Here is a 12,875-nt window from a genome sequence, read left to right on the forward strand (position 1 = left end):
CCGATTGCTGATCGTCCGGCCATTAGCCACCCCCTGAGCAACCGAACCTAGGGCGGCGGTCATGCGAAGGCAAGCCTGAAAGAAGTCGAGGATATGCTACTTCTTGCCTTTCTTGTCCTCGACCTTTTCCGGCTTCTTCTCTTCCTTGCCCAGCGCGATGGGAACGGTGGAGGTCAGCCTGAGGGTGAGCGGGCACATCTCGGTTTCCTCGCCCGCCTTCACGCACTTGACCGGCGGCCAGTCGTAGCCGCTGGTGGGCACGATGGTGAACTGGGTCGCCCCCAGCGTGCAGGAGAACAGCCGTCCGGTCCGGCCGTTGGGCGCCAGCGTGGCGACGCTGACCACCCAATTGTCCACCAGCTCGTCCATGGCCCCGAAGGTCCGGGCGATGAAGCCGAGCGCCACGTTGGCCAGAAATCGTTCTCCACCACGAAATTGACCCGGCACTTGGCCGAGCCCGACCCCGCCCACATGGTGGCGATCACCGCCACGGTGCCCAGGCCTTCGCTGGCCTGGGGCGGAGCCACCACGACCTCGCGCGGGCCGGGCAAGGTCGTCCACATGGCGCCCTGGGACTCGCCGCCGCCTTCCTTCTTGCCCCCGGCCGCGACAGCAGGAAAGGCCGCCAGGACCGCGAGAAGAACCGCCAATGCCAGATCTCCGGCACCCAGACCACTCCTCGTCCTGCCCTTCCGGCGAGGATGACGCCGCTGCCGGGCATTGCAATGCCCGGCCGAGGGGCCACCTTGGGGAAAGGGCGCCGGCTCGACAACTGGCATGATACATGCTTGTTTCCCTTCGGCACTGTCACAAGGAACGGACATGGGATTGCGGGTCATCGTGGTGGACGACGAGCGGGACCGGGCCGAAATGGTCCGAACCTCGCTGGAGGCCGACGGCTTCACCGTGGTGGCGGTGTTCGCCAGCGGCGCCGGCCTGCCCGCCCGCGTGGCGGAACTGGCCGCCGACGTGATCATCGTCGACATCGATTCCCCCGACCGCGACACCTTGGAAGATATGCGCCACGTCGGCATCGAGCAGGGCCGGCCGGTGGTGATGTTCGCCCAGGACGGCAAGCCCAGACCATCAAGGCGGCGGTGGACGCCGGCGTGTCCGCCTATGTGGTCGATGGACTGAAGCCCGACCGGGTCCGCCCGGTCATCGACGTGGCCATCGCCCGTTTCGCCCAGTTCCAGTCCCTGCGGGGGGAACTGGACGAGGCCCGGACCACGCTGGCCGAGCGCAAGCAGATCGAGAAGGCCAAGGGCATCCTGATGAAGCGGCGCAAGGTGGAGGAAGACGAGGCCTACCGCCTGATGCGCCGCATGGCCATCGACCAGAAGCAGCGCCTGATCGACGTGGCCAACAAGATCATCGAGGCCGCCGAGCTGCTCGGCTGATCTGCCGCTTTTCTAGCCGAATGCCCGCCGGCCGGTCATCGGCACCCCCCAACCAGGAAACAGCACCGCAAATGTCTATTTTTTAGACAGTTTTGCGTTTGTGTCTAAAAAATAGGCTTGCACAGCCTGTTGCGCCGCAGCAAAGCACCGGAATCGGTCAATTTCCACTCTGGCACGGCGGTTGCTTTTCCATTTCGTGACGGCGGAGCCCCTCAATGGCGAGGTCCCGCCCCACGAGAATTCCTCACGAACAGGCCATCCGGCGACGATGCCGGCCAGGCCGAACAAGGAACAAAGGCGTTCCACGGAATTGCGCCCCCTTTCATGGGATGGCGTGACGCCGCGGAACGCCTTTTTTGCGTTTTGGCTAACGAAGGACACGACGACCATGACCGACAACAGCACCACGACCAAGGGTATCTCCGCATTTACCATCCTGGCCTCCGCCGCCGTGCTGGCCGCCGCCCGCGCCGCCCTGCCCGGCGGCGCCTGGGCCGCCGCCGGCGATCCCGGAGGTCAAGGGCGCCGTGTTCGGCTTCATCGCGCTGACCGATTCCTCGCCGCTGATCATCGCCAAGGAGAAGGGCTTCTTCGCCAAGCACGGCATGCCCGACGTGCAGGTGCTCAAGCAGGCCTCGTGGGGCACCACCCGTGACAACCTGGAGCTGGGCTCGGCCGGCGGCGGCATCGACGGCGCCCACATCCTGACCCCCATGCCCTACCAGATGAGCTCGGGCCGCATCACCAAGAGACCGCAAGGTGCCCATGAACATCCTGGCGCGCCTCAACACCAACGGCCAGTGCATCTCGGTCTCCAACGCCTACAAGGAGCTGAAGCTGACCACCGAGGCCAAGGCCTTCGGCCCGGCCCTGGCCAAGGGCCGCGCGGCGGGCAAGGAGATCAAGGTGGCCATGACCTTCCCCGGCGGCACCCACGACATGTGGATCCGCTACTGGCTGGCCGCCAACGGCATCGACCCCGACAAGGACGTCTCCACCATCGTGGTGCCGCCGCCCCAGATGGTGGCCAACATGAAGGTGGGCACCATGGAGGCCTTCTGCGTCGGCGAGCCGTGGAACGACCAGCTGGCCCACCAGGGCATCGGCTTCTCGGCGGTGACCACCGGCGAATTGTGGGCCAACCATCCGGAAAAGAGCCTGGCCATGCGCGCCGACTGGGTGGAGAAGAACCCCAAGGCGGCCAAGGCCGTCACCATGGCGGTCATGGAGGCCGCCCAGTGGTGCGAGGCCAACATCGAGGAGATGTGCAAGATCGTCTCCGGCCGCGAATGGTTCAAGGTGCCGGTCGAGGACATCGTGGCGCGCGCCTCGGGCTTCATCAATTACGGCGACGGCCGCCTGGTGGAAAAGAGCCCCCACGTCATGAAGTTCTGGAAGGACTTCGCCTCCCTATCCCTTCCCAGAGCCACGAGCTGTGGTTCCTGACCGAGAACCAGCGCTGGGGCTACCAGCCCATGGATCTCGACACCAAGGCGCTGATCGCTCAGGTCAACCGCGAGGACATCTGGCGGGCCGCCGCCAAGGATCTGGGCGTTCCGGCGGCGCAGATCCCCACCTCCACCTCGCGCGGCATCGAGAAGTTCTTCGACGGCAAGACCTTCGACCCCGCCAACCCCACCGCCTACCTGAAGAGCCTCGCCATCAAGCGCGCGGCGGTCTGACCGAGGAGATGACATGACCATGGCAACCAATCCCGTCGGCGTGACCCCCGACACCACCAAGGCGACCGCCTACAAGCCCGTCGTCCCGGTCAGCGCCGCCGCCAGGAAGGCCAAGGAGGTGGCCGGCCGCGTCCTGCCGCCCATGATCGGGCTGGCGGTGGTTCTGGGCGTCTGGCAACTGGCCTGTTCCGGCCCCAACGCCATGCTGCCCGGTCCGGTCAAGGTGGTGCAGGACACCTGGGGCCTGATCGTCGATCCGTTCTTCGATCGCGGCGGCGTGGACAAGGGCCTGTTCTGGCATCTGTTCGCCTCGCTGAAGCGCGTCGCGGTGGGCTTCGCCCTGTCCTCCCTGGCCGGCATCTTCCTCGGCGTGCTGATCGGCCAGAGCACCATGGCCTACCGGGCGCTGGACCCCATCTTCCAGGTGCTGCGCACCGGCGCCGCTGGCCTGGCTGCCCATCTCGCTGGCCGCCTTCCGCCAGGCCGACCCGTCCGCCATCTTCGTGATCTTCATCACCTCGGTGTGGCCGATCATCCTCAACACCGCCGTCGGCGTGCGCAACATCCCCCAGGATTACCGCAACGTCGCCGCCGTGCTGCGCCTGTCGCCCATCGAGTTCTTCTTCAAGATCGTCATCCCCGCCACCGTGCCCTACATCTTCACCGGCCTGAAGATCGGCATCGGCCTCTCGTGGCTGGCCATCGTGGCGGCCGAGATGCTGATCGGCGGCGTGGGCATCGGCTTCTTCATCGGGGACGCCTGGAACAGCTCGCTGATGAGCGAGATCATCCTGGCCCTGATCTATGTCGGCCTGGTGGGCTTCATGCTGGACCGCATGATCACCTTCATCGGCCAGAAATTCTCGAGCTAGAAAGGACCCCGTCATGAGCGCCTATCTCTCCATCGAGAACGTCGGCATCACCTTCAAGACCGACAAGGGATCGTTCTGCGCCCTGGACGACGTCAAGCTCCGCATCGAGAAGGGCGAGTTCATTTCGGTGATCGGCCATTCCGGCTGCGGCAAGTCCACCCTGCTCAACATCGTCGCCGGTCTGCTCCAGGCCACCGAGGGGGGCGTGCTGCTGGAAGGCCGCGAGGTGGACTCCCCCGGCCCCGACCGCGCCGTGGTGTTCCAGAACCACTCGCTGCCGCCCTGGCTCACGGTCTACGACAACGTGCGCATGGCGGTGGACAAGGTGCTGGGCAGCACCAAGACCAAGGCCGAGCGCCACGACTGGACCATGCACAATCTGTCGCTGGTGCGCATGGACCAGGCCAAGGACAAGAAGCCGGGCGAGATCTCGGGCGGCATGAAGCAGCGCGTCGGCATCGCCCGCGCCCTGGCCATGGAGCCCAAGGTCCTGCTGCTGGACGAGCCGTTCGGGGCGCTGGACGCGCTGACCCGCGCCCACCTGCAGGACAGCTTGATGGAAATCCACAACCGCCTGGGCAACACGGTGATCATGATCACCCACGACGTGGACGAATCCGTGCTGCTGTCCGACCGCATCGTGACGATGAACAACGGCCCGGCCGCCACCATCGGCCAGATTCTCGACATCGACCTGGAGCGTCCGCGCCGCCGCGTCGATCTGGCCGCCGACCCCCATTACAACCACCTGCGGGCCGAGGTGCTGCGCTTCCTCCATGGCCACGCCCCGGCCAGCCACGCGGCATAGTCTAGTTTTTGAACACCTCTTTTTTGTAAGCCTATTTCTTAGGCACACCTGCCGGCAAAACCCCGCCGATCCGCCGTTCCGGCCTTGGCATGGGGTGTGCAAGTCAGCAGGCGAGTTTGCAGGACACGGCTCGGGGCCTCAATGGCGAGGCTCCAAGCCCGAAAACGAAACCCCGGGATCGCGACGAAGCGGCCGATGGGGCTGGAGGAACAAAGGCGTTCCACGGAATTCGACGCTGCCCCTCGGGGCCGGCGCCGGAGATTCCGCGGAACGCCTTTTTGTTTGGCCGAGGGATCAAAGTCATGAACCTGGAAAAGACCCGCCTGAAGTTCGGTATCGTGCCCCTGATCGACGCGGCCCCCCTGGTGGTCGCCAAGGAGCGCGGCTTCTTCGCCGAGATGGGCCTGGACGTGGAGCTGTCGCGGGAGTCCTCGTGGGCCTCCATCCGCGACAAGGTGGCGGTGGGCGCGCTGGACGGCGCCCAGATGCTGGCTCCCATGCCGCTGGCCATGAGCCTGGGGCTTTCTCCGCTCCGGGTGCCCATGGCCGCCGGCGGATGTAACGCCGCGCCTCAATCCCGGCGGCAACACCACTGGGCGGCCCCCTGGCCGTGCAGGCGGCCGACGAAGCCACGGCCGGCCATGACCGGTCTGGGCCCGCGCCCTCAACGGTGTGAGGTGATGCCGTTCACGGCGTACCAGGCGCGCGGGTGATGACGCTGTCGTCCACCGGCTTCTCCCCGGCCAGCACCGACGACAGCATGATGCGGTTGTAATTGGGGTGGGGCTCGGCGCCGAACACCGTGATGTCGTAGCGGGCGGGCGCGATGGCCAGCAGCTCCTCCACGGTGCGCATGCCGGCCATGCCGTTGCCGATGACGACCAGCTTCTGGCGGGGAACAGCGTTCATGTGAGGTCTCCTGATTCGGTCTTCGCGGCGGGGGCCGGAGCGGTGACGCGGGAGGTGAAGGGGTCGAAGGTGCCGCCGCCCAGCAGCAGGTCGGGACCCATCTCCATGGGGCGGGTGGATTTCGACAGGGTCCAGGGAACGGCGTGGCCGCCCTCGGTCTTGTAGTCGGTGAGCGGGACGGCCAGGCCCTGGGCCAGGGCCGCCACCCGGTAGAGGTCGGGGCGGAACACGGATTCGGCGGCCGAGCGCGAATCCAGGGTGGCGGGGGCCATGTCCCAGCGCTTCATCATCTCCAGGTACCACATGGCCTGGGAGCGCCAGGGGAAGTTGGCGGCGAAGGCGTGGAAGGTGATCAGGTCCCGGGGCAGGCCGTTCTCGCCCAGCAGCGGCGCCCGCAAGGCTTCGAGCGGGGCGTTGACGTATTGCGGCTGGGCCAGCAGCTCCGCCAGTTCCGGCCGGTTGTCGTCACACCAGCGGGCGGCGTTGATCAGGGCCTGCAGCGCCGCCAGATGGGTTTCGGGATGGCGCTCCGCCCATCCTTGCGTGACGGCGAAGACCTTTTCCAGCCGGCCGGCGAAAATGTCGCGGCTGGTGGCGGCGATGCGGCCCAGATTCATGCGTGCCGCCAGGCTGCCCCAGGGCTCGCCGACGCAATAGCCGACGATGTTGCCCGCCGACAGGAACGAGATCATCTGGGGCGGCGGCACCACGGTGAAGGCGACGTCCTTCTGGGTGTCGATGCCGGCCGCTTCCATCCACAGGCGCAGCTCGGCGGCGTGGGGGGAATAGGGATAGACGGTGGCGAAGGTCATGGGCGGCCGGCCGCGGGCCCTGTCGGCCTCGATCACCCGCTTCAGGGCGCGGGCCGAGACCGGGCGGGCGGCCATGGCTTCGGGATCGGCCGCCTGCATGCGCTCCCAAAGGGCGTTGCCCAGCGTGATGGTGTTGCCGCCGAGATTGAGCGCCATGCCGGCGGCCATGGGCACCCGGAGCGGAGAAAGCCCCAGGCTCATGGCCAGCGGCATGGGAGCCAGCATCTGGGCGCCGTCCAGCGCGCCCACCGCCACCTTGTCGCGGATGGAGGCCCACGAGGACTCCCGCGACAGCTCCACGTCCAGGCCCATCTCGGCGAAGAAGCCGCGCTCCTTGGCGACCACCAGGGGGGCCGCGTCGATCAGGGGCACGATACCGAACTTCAGGCGGGTCTTTTCCAGGTTCATGACTTTGATCCCTCGGCCAAACAAAAAGGCGTTCCGCGGAATCTCCGGCGCCGGCCCCGAGGGGCAGCGTCGAATTCCGTGGAACGCCTTTGTTCCTCCAGCCCCATCGGCCGCTTCGTCGCGATCCCGGGGTTTCGTTTTCGGGCTTGGAGCCTCGCCATTGAGGCCCCGAGCCGTGTCCTGCAAACTCGCCTGCTGACTTGCACACCCCATGCCAAGGCCGGAACGGCGGATCGGCGGGGTTTTGCCGGCAGGTGTGCCTAAGAAATAGGCTTACAAAAAAGAGGTGTTCAAAAACTAGACTATGCCGCGTGGCTGGCCGGGGCGTGGCCATGGAGGAAGCGCAGCACCTCGGCCCGCAGGTGGTTGTAATGGGGGTCGGCGGCCAGATCGACGCGGCGGCGCGGACGCTCCAGGTCGATGTCGAGAATCTGGCCGATGGTGGCGGCCGGGCCGTTGTTCATCATCACGATGCGGTCGGACAGCAGCACGGATTCGTCCACGTCGTGGGTGATCATGATCACCGTGTTGCCCAGGCGGTTGTGGATTTCCATCAAGCTGTCCTGCAGGTGGGCGCGGGTCAGCGCGTCCAGCGCCCCGAACGGCTCGTCCAGCAGCAGGACCTTGGGCTCCATGGCCAGGGCGCGGGCGATGCCGACGCGCTGCTTCATGCCGCCCGAGATCTCGCCCGGCTTCTTGTCCTTGGCCTGGTCCATGCGCACCAGCGACAGATTGTGCATGGTCCAGTCGTGGCGCTCGGCCTTGGTCTTGGTGCTGCCCAGCACCTTGTCCACCGCCATGCGCACGTTGTCGTAGACCGTGAGCCAGGGCAGCAGCGAGTGGTTCTGGAACACCACGGCGCGGTCGGGGCCGGGGGAGTCCACCTCGCGGCCTTCCAGCAGCACGCCCCCCTCGGTGGCCTGGAGCAGACCGGCGACGATGTTGAGCAGGGTGGACTTGCCGCAGCCGGAATGGCCGATCACCGAAATGAACTCGCCCTTCTCGATGCGGAGCTTGACGTCGTCCAGGGCGCAGAACGATCCCTTGTCGGTCTTGAAGGTGATGCCGACGTTCTCGATGGAGAGATAGGCGCTCATGACGGGGGTCCTTTCTAGCTCGAGAATTTCTGGCCGATGAAGGTGATCATGCGGTCCAGCATGAAGCCCACCAGGCCGACATAGATCAGGGCCAGGATGATCTCGCTCATCAGCGAGCTGTTCCAGGCGTCCCAGATGAAGAAGCCGATGCCCACGCCGCCGATCAGCATCTCGGCCGCCACGATGGCCAGCCACGAGAGGCCGATGCCGATCTTCAGGCCGGTGAAGATGTAGGGCACGGTGGCGGGGATGACGATCTTGAAGAAGAACTCGATGGGCGACAGGCGCAGCACGGCGGCGACGTTGCGGTAATCCTGGGGGATGTTGCGCACGCCGACGGCGGTGTTGAGGATGATCGGCCACACCGAGGTGATGAAGATCACGAAGATGGCGGACGGGTCGGCCTGGCGGAAGGCGGCCAGCGAGATGGGCAGCCAGGCCAGCGGCGGCACGGTGCGCAGCACCTGGAAGATGGGGTCCAGCGCCCGGTAGGCCATGGTGCTCTGGCCGATCAGCACGCCGAGGAAGATGCCGGCCAGGGAGGACAGGGCGAAGCCCACCGCGACGCGCTTCAGCGAGGCGAACAGATGCCAGAACAGGCCCTTGTCCACGCCGCCGCGATCGAAGAACGGATCGACGATCAGGCCCCAGGTGTCCTGCACCACCTTGACCGGACCGGGCAGCATGGCGTTGGGGCCGGAACAGGCCAGTTGCCAGACGCCCAGAACCACCGCCAGCCCGATCATGGGCGGCAGGACGCGGCCGGCCACCTCCTTGGCCTTCCTGGCGGCGGCGCTGACCGGGACGACGGGCTTGTAGGCGGTCGCCTTGGTGGTGTCGGGGGTCACGCCGACGGGATTGGTTGCCATGGTCATGTCATCCTCCTCGGTCAGACCGCCGCGCGCTTGATGGCGAGGCTCTTCAGGTAGGCGGTGGGGTTGGCGGGGTCGAAGGTCTTGCCGTCGAAGAACTTCTCGATGCCGCGCGAGGTGGAGGTGGGGATCTGCGCCGCCGGAACGCCCAGATCCTTGGCGGCGGCCCGCCAGATGTCCTCGCGGTTGACCTGAGCGATCAGCGCCTTGGTGTCGAGATCCATGGGCTGGTAGCCCCAGCGCTGGTTCTCGGTCAGGAACCACAGCTCGTGGCTCTGGAAGGGATAGGAGGCGAAGTCCTTCCAGAACTTCATGACGTGGGGGCTCTTTTCCACCAGGCGGCCGTCGCCGTAATTGATGAAGCCCGAGGCGCGCGCCACGATGTCCTCGACCGGCACCTTGAACCATTCGCGGCCGGAGACGATCTTGCACATCTCCTCGATGTTGGCCTCGCACCACTGGGCGGCCTCCATGACCGCCATGGTGACGGCCTTGGCCGCCTTGGGGTTCTTCTCCACCCAGTCGGCGCGCATGGCCAGGCTCTTTTCCGGATGGTTGGCCCACAATTCGCCGGTGGTCACCGCCGAGAAGCCGATGCCCTGGTGGGCCAGCTGGTCGTTCCACGGCTCGCCGACGCAGAAGGCCTCCATGGTGCCCACCTTCATGTTGGCCACCATCTGGGGCGGCGGCACCACGATGGTGGAGACGTCCTTGTCGGGGTCGATGCCGTTGGCGGCCAGCCAGTAGCGGATCCACATGTCGTGGGTGCCGCCGGGGAAGGTCATGGCCACCTTGATCTCCTTGCCCGCCGCGCGGCCCTTGGCCAGGGCCGGGCCGAAGGCCTTGGCCTCGGTGGTCAGCTTCAGCTCCTTGTAGGCGTTGGAGACCGAGATGCACTGGCCGTTGGTGTTGAGGCGCGCCAGGATGTTCATGGGCACCTTGGCGTTGTTCTTGGTGATGCGGCCCGAGCTCATCTGGTAGGGCATGGGGGTCAGGATGTGGGCGCCGTCGATGCCGCCGCCGGCCGAGCCCAGCTCCAGGTTGTCACGGGTGGTGCCCCACGAGGCCTGCTTCAGCACCTGCACGTCGGGCATGCCGTGCTTGGCGAAGAAGCCCTTCTCCTTGGCGATGATCAGCGGCGAGGAATCGGTCAGCGCGATGAAGCCGAACACGGCGCCCTTGACCTCCGGGGTATCGCCGGCGGCGGCCCAGGCGCCGCCGGGCAGGGCGGCGCGGGCGGCGGCCAGCACGGCGGCGGAGGCCAGGACGGAACGGCGGGAGATACCCTTGGTCGTGGTGCTGTTGCTGGTCATGGTCGTCGTGTCCTTCGTTAGCCAAAACGCAAAAAAGGCGTTCCGCGGCGTCACGCCATCCCATGAAAGGGGGCGCAATTCCGTGGAACGCCTTTGTTCCTTGTTCGGCCTGGCCGGCATCGTCGCCGGATGGGCCGTTTGTGATCTCGTGGGGCGGGACCTCGCCATTGAGGGGCTCCGCCGTCACGAAATGGATAAGCAACCGCCGTGCCAGAGTGGAAATTGACCGATTCCGGTGCTTTGCTGCGGCGCAACAGGCTGTGCAAGCCTATTTTTTAGACACAAACGCAAAACTGTCTAAAAAATAGACATTTGCGGTGCTGTTTCCTGGTTGGGGGGTGCCGATGACCGGCCGGCGGGCATTCGGCTAGAAAAGCGGCAGATCAGCCGAGCAGCTCGGCGGCCTCGATGATCTTGTTGGCCACGTCGATCAGGCGCTGCTTCTGGTCCATGGCCATGCGGCGCATCAGGCGGTAGGCCTCGTCTTCCTCCACCTTGCGCCGCTTCATCAGGATGCCCTTGGCCTTCTCGATCTGCTTGCGCTCGGCCAGCGTGGTCCGGGCCTTGTCCAGTTCCCCCCGCAGGGACTGGAACTGGGCGAAACGGGCGATGGCCACGTCGATGACCGGGCGGACCCGGTCGGGCTTCAGTCCATCGACCACATAGGCGGACACGCCGGCGTCCACCGCCGCCTTGATGGTCTCGGGCTTGCCGTCCTGGGCGAACATCACCACCGGCCGGCCCTGCTCGATGCCGACGCGGCGCATATCTTCCAAGGTGTCGCGGTCGGGGGAATCGATGTCGACGATGATCACGTCGGCGGCCAGTTCCGCCACGCGGGCGGGCAGGCCGGCGCCGCTGGCGAACACCGCCACCACGGTGAAGCCGTCGGCCTCCAGCGAGGTTCGGACCATTTCGGCCCGGTCCCGCTCGTCGTCCACCACGATGACCCGCAATCCCATGTCCGTTCCTTGTGACAGTGCCGAAGGGAAACAAGCATGTATCATGCCAGTTGTCGAGCCGGCGCCCTTTCCCCAAGGTGGCCCCTCGGCCGGGCATTGCAATGCCCGGCAGCGGTGCTACCCTCGCCGGAAGGGCAGGACGAGGAGTGGGTCCGGTGGTCGGAAAACTGGCATTGGCGGTTCTTCTCGCGGTCCTGGCGGCCTTTCCCGCCGTCGCGGCCGGGGGCAAGAAGGAAGGCGGCGGCGAGTCCCAGGGCGCCATGTGGACGACCTTGCCCGGCCCGCGCGAGGTCGTGGTGGCTCCGCCCCAGGCCAGCGAAAGCCTGGGCACCGTGGCGGTGATCGCCACCATGTGGGCGGGGTCGGGCTCGGCCAAGTGCCGGGTCAATTTCGTGGTGGAGAACTATTCCTCGGCCAACGTGGCGCTCGGCTTCATCGCCCGGACCTTCGGGGCCAAGGACGAGCTGGTGGACAATTGGGTGGTCAGCGTCGCCACGCTGGCGCCCAACGGCCGGACCGGACGGCTGTTCTCCTGCACGCTGGGGGCGACCCAGTTCACCATCGTGCCCACCAGCGGCTACGACTGGCCGCCGGTCAAGTGCGTGAAGGCGGGCGAGGAAACCGAGATGTGCCCGCTCACCCTCAGGCTGACCTCCACCGTTCCCATCGCGCTGGGCAAGGAAGAGAAGAAGCCGGAAAAGGTCGAGGACAAGAAGGGCAAGAAGTAGCATATCCTCGACTTCTTTCAGGCTTGCCTTCGCATGACCGCCGCCCTAGGTTCGGTCGCTCAAGGGGGGCGGCGAATGGCCGGACGATCAGCAATCGGATGGATGAGGCCGGCGGCGGCATGGCTGCTGGCGCTTGCCCTGCTGCTCGGCACCATGCCGCCCGTTCCCGTGGCCGTCGGCGGCACGGGGCCGGATGCCTTCGTCGCCGCCGATCTCTGCTCCACCTCCCATGGTGTCGATCCCGCCGGAACGGCCGGATCGAAGCATGATTGCGGCAACCATTGCTGCGTCCTGTCGGGCAAGGTGCTGCCGCCCGCGCCGCTGTCCCCGCGGCCGTTGGGGCTGGTGGTCGCCGCGCGGTCCGGCCCGGTGCCGTCTCTCGCGCCCGACCAGCCGCCCGCTCCTGTCCCGCCGGCCCGCGCCCCTCCGTTCCTCGCCGCCTAAGACACGGCCCGCCCGTCCGGGCCGCCTTCAGCGATTCATTCATCGAGGAACATCATGACCTGCCACGCGATTCATCGTGGCGGATTTCGGCATGGCCGAGTCCGCCTGCTTGCCAGCACCTTTCTCTCCACCCTCCTGATGTCGGGGGCCGCCCTGGCCGAAGAGATTCCGGAAGTGGTGATCTCGGCGCCTCGCCTCAGCGTTCCGGCCGAGGCCAAGGCCAACGCCGCCGGCGACACCGCCAGGCTGCTTTCCGGCACGCCGGGCCTCAACCTCAACGGCCGCGGGGACAGCGGCGCGGGCGGCAGCACCTTGCCCGACAGGACGCAGCAATGGTTGCCGCAATCATGCTTCGATCCGGCCGTTCCGGCGGGATCGACACCATGGGAGGTGGAGCAGAGATCGGCGGCGACGAAGGCATCCGGCCCCGTGCCGCCGACGGCCACGGGAACGGGCGGCATGGTGCCGAGCAGCAGGGCAAGCGCCAGCAGCCATGCCGCCGCCGGCCTCATCCATCCGATTGCTGATCGTCCGGCCATTCGCCGCCCCCCTTGAGCGACCGAACCTA

Annotated in this window: 20 protein-coding genes and 1 pseudogene; 12 read left to right on the plus strand and 9 right to left on the minus strand. The window is 66.7% G+C overall.

Annotated features, from left to right (window positions below):
* Nucleotides 1-96: 96 nt before the first annotated feature.
* On the minus strand, nt 97-447 hold the full coding sequence (locus ACV4UZ_RS14050; RefSeq protein WP_491601433.1) for a hypothetical protein: 351 nt from the start codon (nt 445-447) through the stop codon (nt 97-99).
* A 375-nt stretch (nt 448-822) separates the two neighbouring features.
* On the opposite strand from ACV4UZ_RS14050, the gene ACV4UZ_RS14055 reads away from it, so the two are divergent.
* Together ACV4UZ_RS14055 and ACV4UZ_RS14060 are read left to right on the plus strand one after the other, a co-directional pair.
* The gene (locus tag ACV4UZ_RS14055) at nt 823-1,137 is read left to right on the plus strand and encodes an ANTAR domain-containing response regulator (protein WP_491601434.1); all 315 of its coding nucleotides are present in this window, start codon (nt 823-825) and stop codon (nt 1,135-1,137) included.
* A complete protein-coding gene (locus tag ACV4UZ_RS14060) occupies nt 1,110-1,400 on the plus strand; it encodes an ANTAR domain-containing response regulator (RefSeq protein WP_491601435.1) in 291 nt (96 codons plus the stop codon). Before ACV4UZ_RS14055 ends, ACV4UZ_RS14060 begins: the two co-directional genes overlap by 28 nt.
* A 75-nt stretch (nt 1,401-1,475) precedes the next feature.
* Here the strand turns inward: ACV4UZ_RS14060 and ACV4UZ_RS14065 are convergent, their stop codons facing one another.
* Nucleotides 1,476-1,814, minus strand: coding sequence for a hypothetical protein (locus ACV4UZ_RS14065; protein ID WP_491601436.1), 339 nt, complete (start codon nt 1,812-1,814; stop codon nt 1,476-1,478).
* Between the two features lie 92 nt (nt 1,815-1,906).
* On the opposite strand from ACV4UZ_RS14065, the pseudogene ACV4UZ_RS14070 reads away from it, so the two are divergent.
* From ACV4UZ_RS14070 to ACV4UZ_RS14080, 3 genes and pseudogenes are all read left to right on the plus strand, one after another.
* Nucleotides 1,907-2,128, plus strand: a pseudogene (locus tag ACV4UZ_RS14070) (ABC transporter substrate-binding protein); the annotation flags it as partial.
* Nucleotides 2,129-2,159: 31 nt separating this feature from the next.
* A complete protein-coding gene (locus ACV4UZ_RS14075) occupies nt 2,160-2,846 on the plus strand; it encodes a CmpA/NrtA family ABC transporter substrate-binding protein (protein ID WP_491601437.1) in 687 nt (228 codons plus the stop codon).
* 29 nt (nt 2,847-2,875) lie between these two features.
* Nucleotides 2,876-3,082, plus strand: a complete 207-nt coding sequence (locus tag ACV4UZ_RS14080; RefSeq protein ID WP_491601438.1) for a hypothetical protein — start codon at nt 2,876-2,878, stop codon at nt 3,080-3,082.
* Here ACV4UZ_RS14080 and ACV4UZ_RS14085 read toward each other — a convergent pair.
* Entirely contained in the window at nt 3,063-3,617 is a 555-nt protein-coding gene (locus ACV4UZ_RS14085) for a hypothetical protein (protein ID WP_491601439.1), read from the minus strand. The genes ACV4UZ_RS14080 and ACV4UZ_RS14085 overlap by 20 nt on opposite strands.
* Between ACV4UZ_RS14085 and ACV4UZ_RS14090 the strand changes: the two genes are divergently transcribed.
* From ACV4UZ_RS14090 to ACV4UZ_RS14100, 3 genes are all read left to right on the plus strand, one after another.
* Nucleotides 3,580-3,954: an ABC transporter permease subunit gene (locus ACV4UZ_RS14090; protein ID WP_491601778.1), complete on the plus strand. Its 375-nt coding sequence runs from the start codon at nt 3,580-3,582 to the stop codon at nt 3,952-3,954. The genes ACV4UZ_RS14085 and ACV4UZ_RS14090 overlap by 38 nt on opposite strands.
* Nucleotides 3,955-3,967: 13 nt before the next feature.
* Complete coding sequence (locus tag ACV4UZ_RS14095; protein WP_491601440.1) at nt 3,968-4,762, plus strand: ABC transporter ATP-binding protein; 795 nt, start codon at nt 3,968-3,970, stop codon at nt 4,760-4,762.
* A gap of 302 nt (nt 4,763-5,064) precedes the next feature.
* Nucleotides 5,065-5,475: an ABC transporter substrate-binding protein gene (locus tag ACV4UZ_RS14100; protein WP_491601441.1), complete on the plus strand. Its 411-nt coding sequence runs from the start codon at nt 5,065-5,067 to the stop codon at nt 5,473-5,475.
* On the opposite strand, the gene ACV4UZ_RS14105 is transcribed toward ACV4UZ_RS14100, so the two are convergent.
* The 5 genes from ACV4UZ_RS14105 to ACV4UZ_RS14125 all read right to left on the minus strand — a co-directional run bounded on the left by ACV4UZ_RS14105 (nt 5,450) and on the right by ACV4UZ_RS14125 (nt 10,173).
* Complete coding sequence (locus tag ACV4UZ_RS14105; protein WP_491601442.1) at nt 5,450-5,671, minus strand: FAD-dependent oxidoreductase; 222 nt, start codon at nt 5,669-5,671, stop codon at nt 5,450-5,452. The two genes, ACV4UZ_RS14100 and ACV4UZ_RS14105, sit on opposite strands and share 26 nt — an antisense overlap.
* Nucleotides 5,668-6,891: a CmpA/NrtA family ABC transporter substrate-binding protein gene (locus tag ACV4UZ_RS14110; RefSeq protein ID WP_491601443.1), complete on the minus strand. Its 1,224-nt coding sequence runs from the start codon at nt 6,889-6,891 to the stop codon at nt 5,668-5,670. The genes ACV4UZ_RS14105 and ACV4UZ_RS14110 overlap by 4 nt, the downstream gene beginning before the upstream one ends.
* A gap of 302 nt (nt 6,892-7,193) precedes the next feature.
* Nucleotides 7,194-7,988, minus strand: a complete 795-nt coding sequence (locus tag ACV4UZ_RS14115) for an ABC transporter ATP-binding protein (protein WP_491601444.1) — start codon at nt 7,986-7,988, stop codon at nt 7,194-7,196.
* A 14-nt stretch (nt 7,989-8,002) separates the two neighbouring features.
* Nucleotides 8,003-8,863: a nitrate ABC transporter permease gene (gene ntrB, locus ACV4UZ_RS14120; RefSeq protein ID WP_491601445.1), complete on the minus strand. Its 861-nt coding sequence runs from the start codon at nt 8,861-8,863 to the stop codon at nt 8,003-8,005.
* Nucleotides 8,864-8,877: 14 nt separating this feature from the next.
* On the minus strand, nt 8,878-10,173 hold the full coding sequence (locus ACV4UZ_RS14125) for a CmpA/NrtA family ABC transporter substrate-binding protein (protein WP_491601446.1): 1,296 nt from the start codon (nt 10,171-10,173) through the stop codon (nt 8,878-8,880).
* On the opposite strand from ACV4UZ_RS14125, the gene ACV4UZ_RS14130 reads away from it, so the two are divergent.
* Nucleotides 10,148-10,399, plus strand: coding sequence for a hypothetical protein (locus ACV4UZ_RS14130; RefSeq protein WP_491601447.1), 252 nt, complete (start codon nt 10,148-10,150; stop codon nt 10,397-10,399). The two genes, ACV4UZ_RS14125 and ACV4UZ_RS14130, sit on opposite strands and share 26 nt — an antisense overlap.
* Before the next feature lie 157 nt (nt 10,400-10,556).
* Here the strand turns inward: ACV4UZ_RS14130 and ACV4UZ_RS14135 are convergent, their stop codons facing one another.
* Nucleotides 10,557-11,135 (minus strand): ANTAR domain-containing response regulator, encoded by a 579-nt coding sequence (locus ACV4UZ_RS14135; RefSeq protein WP_491601448.1) that lies wholly within the window; start codon nt 11,133-11,135, stop codon nt 10,557-10,559.
* A 173-nt stretch (nt 11,136-11,308) separates the two neighbouring features.
* On the opposite strand from ACV4UZ_RS14135, the gene ACV4UZ_RS14140 reads away from it, so the two are divergent.
* From ACV4UZ_RS14140 to ACV4UZ_RS14150, 3 genes are all read left to right on the plus strand, one after another.
* Complete coding sequence (locus tag ACV4UZ_RS14140; RefSeq protein WP_491601449.1) at nt 11,309-11,863, plus strand: hypothetical protein; 555 nt, start codon at nt 11,309-11,311, stop codon at nt 11,861-11,863.
* Nucleotides 11,864-11,965: 102 nt separating this feature from the next.
* Nucleotides 11,966-12,307: a hypothetical protein gene (locus ACV4UZ_RS14145; protein ID WP_491601450.1), complete on the plus strand. Its 342-nt coding sequence runs from the start codon at nt 11,966-11,968 to the stop codon at nt 12,305-12,307.
* A 54-nt stretch (nt 12,308-12,361) separates the two neighbouring features.
* On the plus strand, nt 12,362-12,862 hold the full coding sequence (locus ACV4UZ_RS14150; RefSeq protein ID WP_491601451.1) for a hypothetical protein: 501 nt from the start codon (nt 12,362-12,364) through the stop codon (nt 12,860-12,862).
* Nucleotides 12,863-12,875: the final 13 nt, after the last annotated feature.

This window comes from Paramagnetospirillum sp., assembly GCF_058402745.1.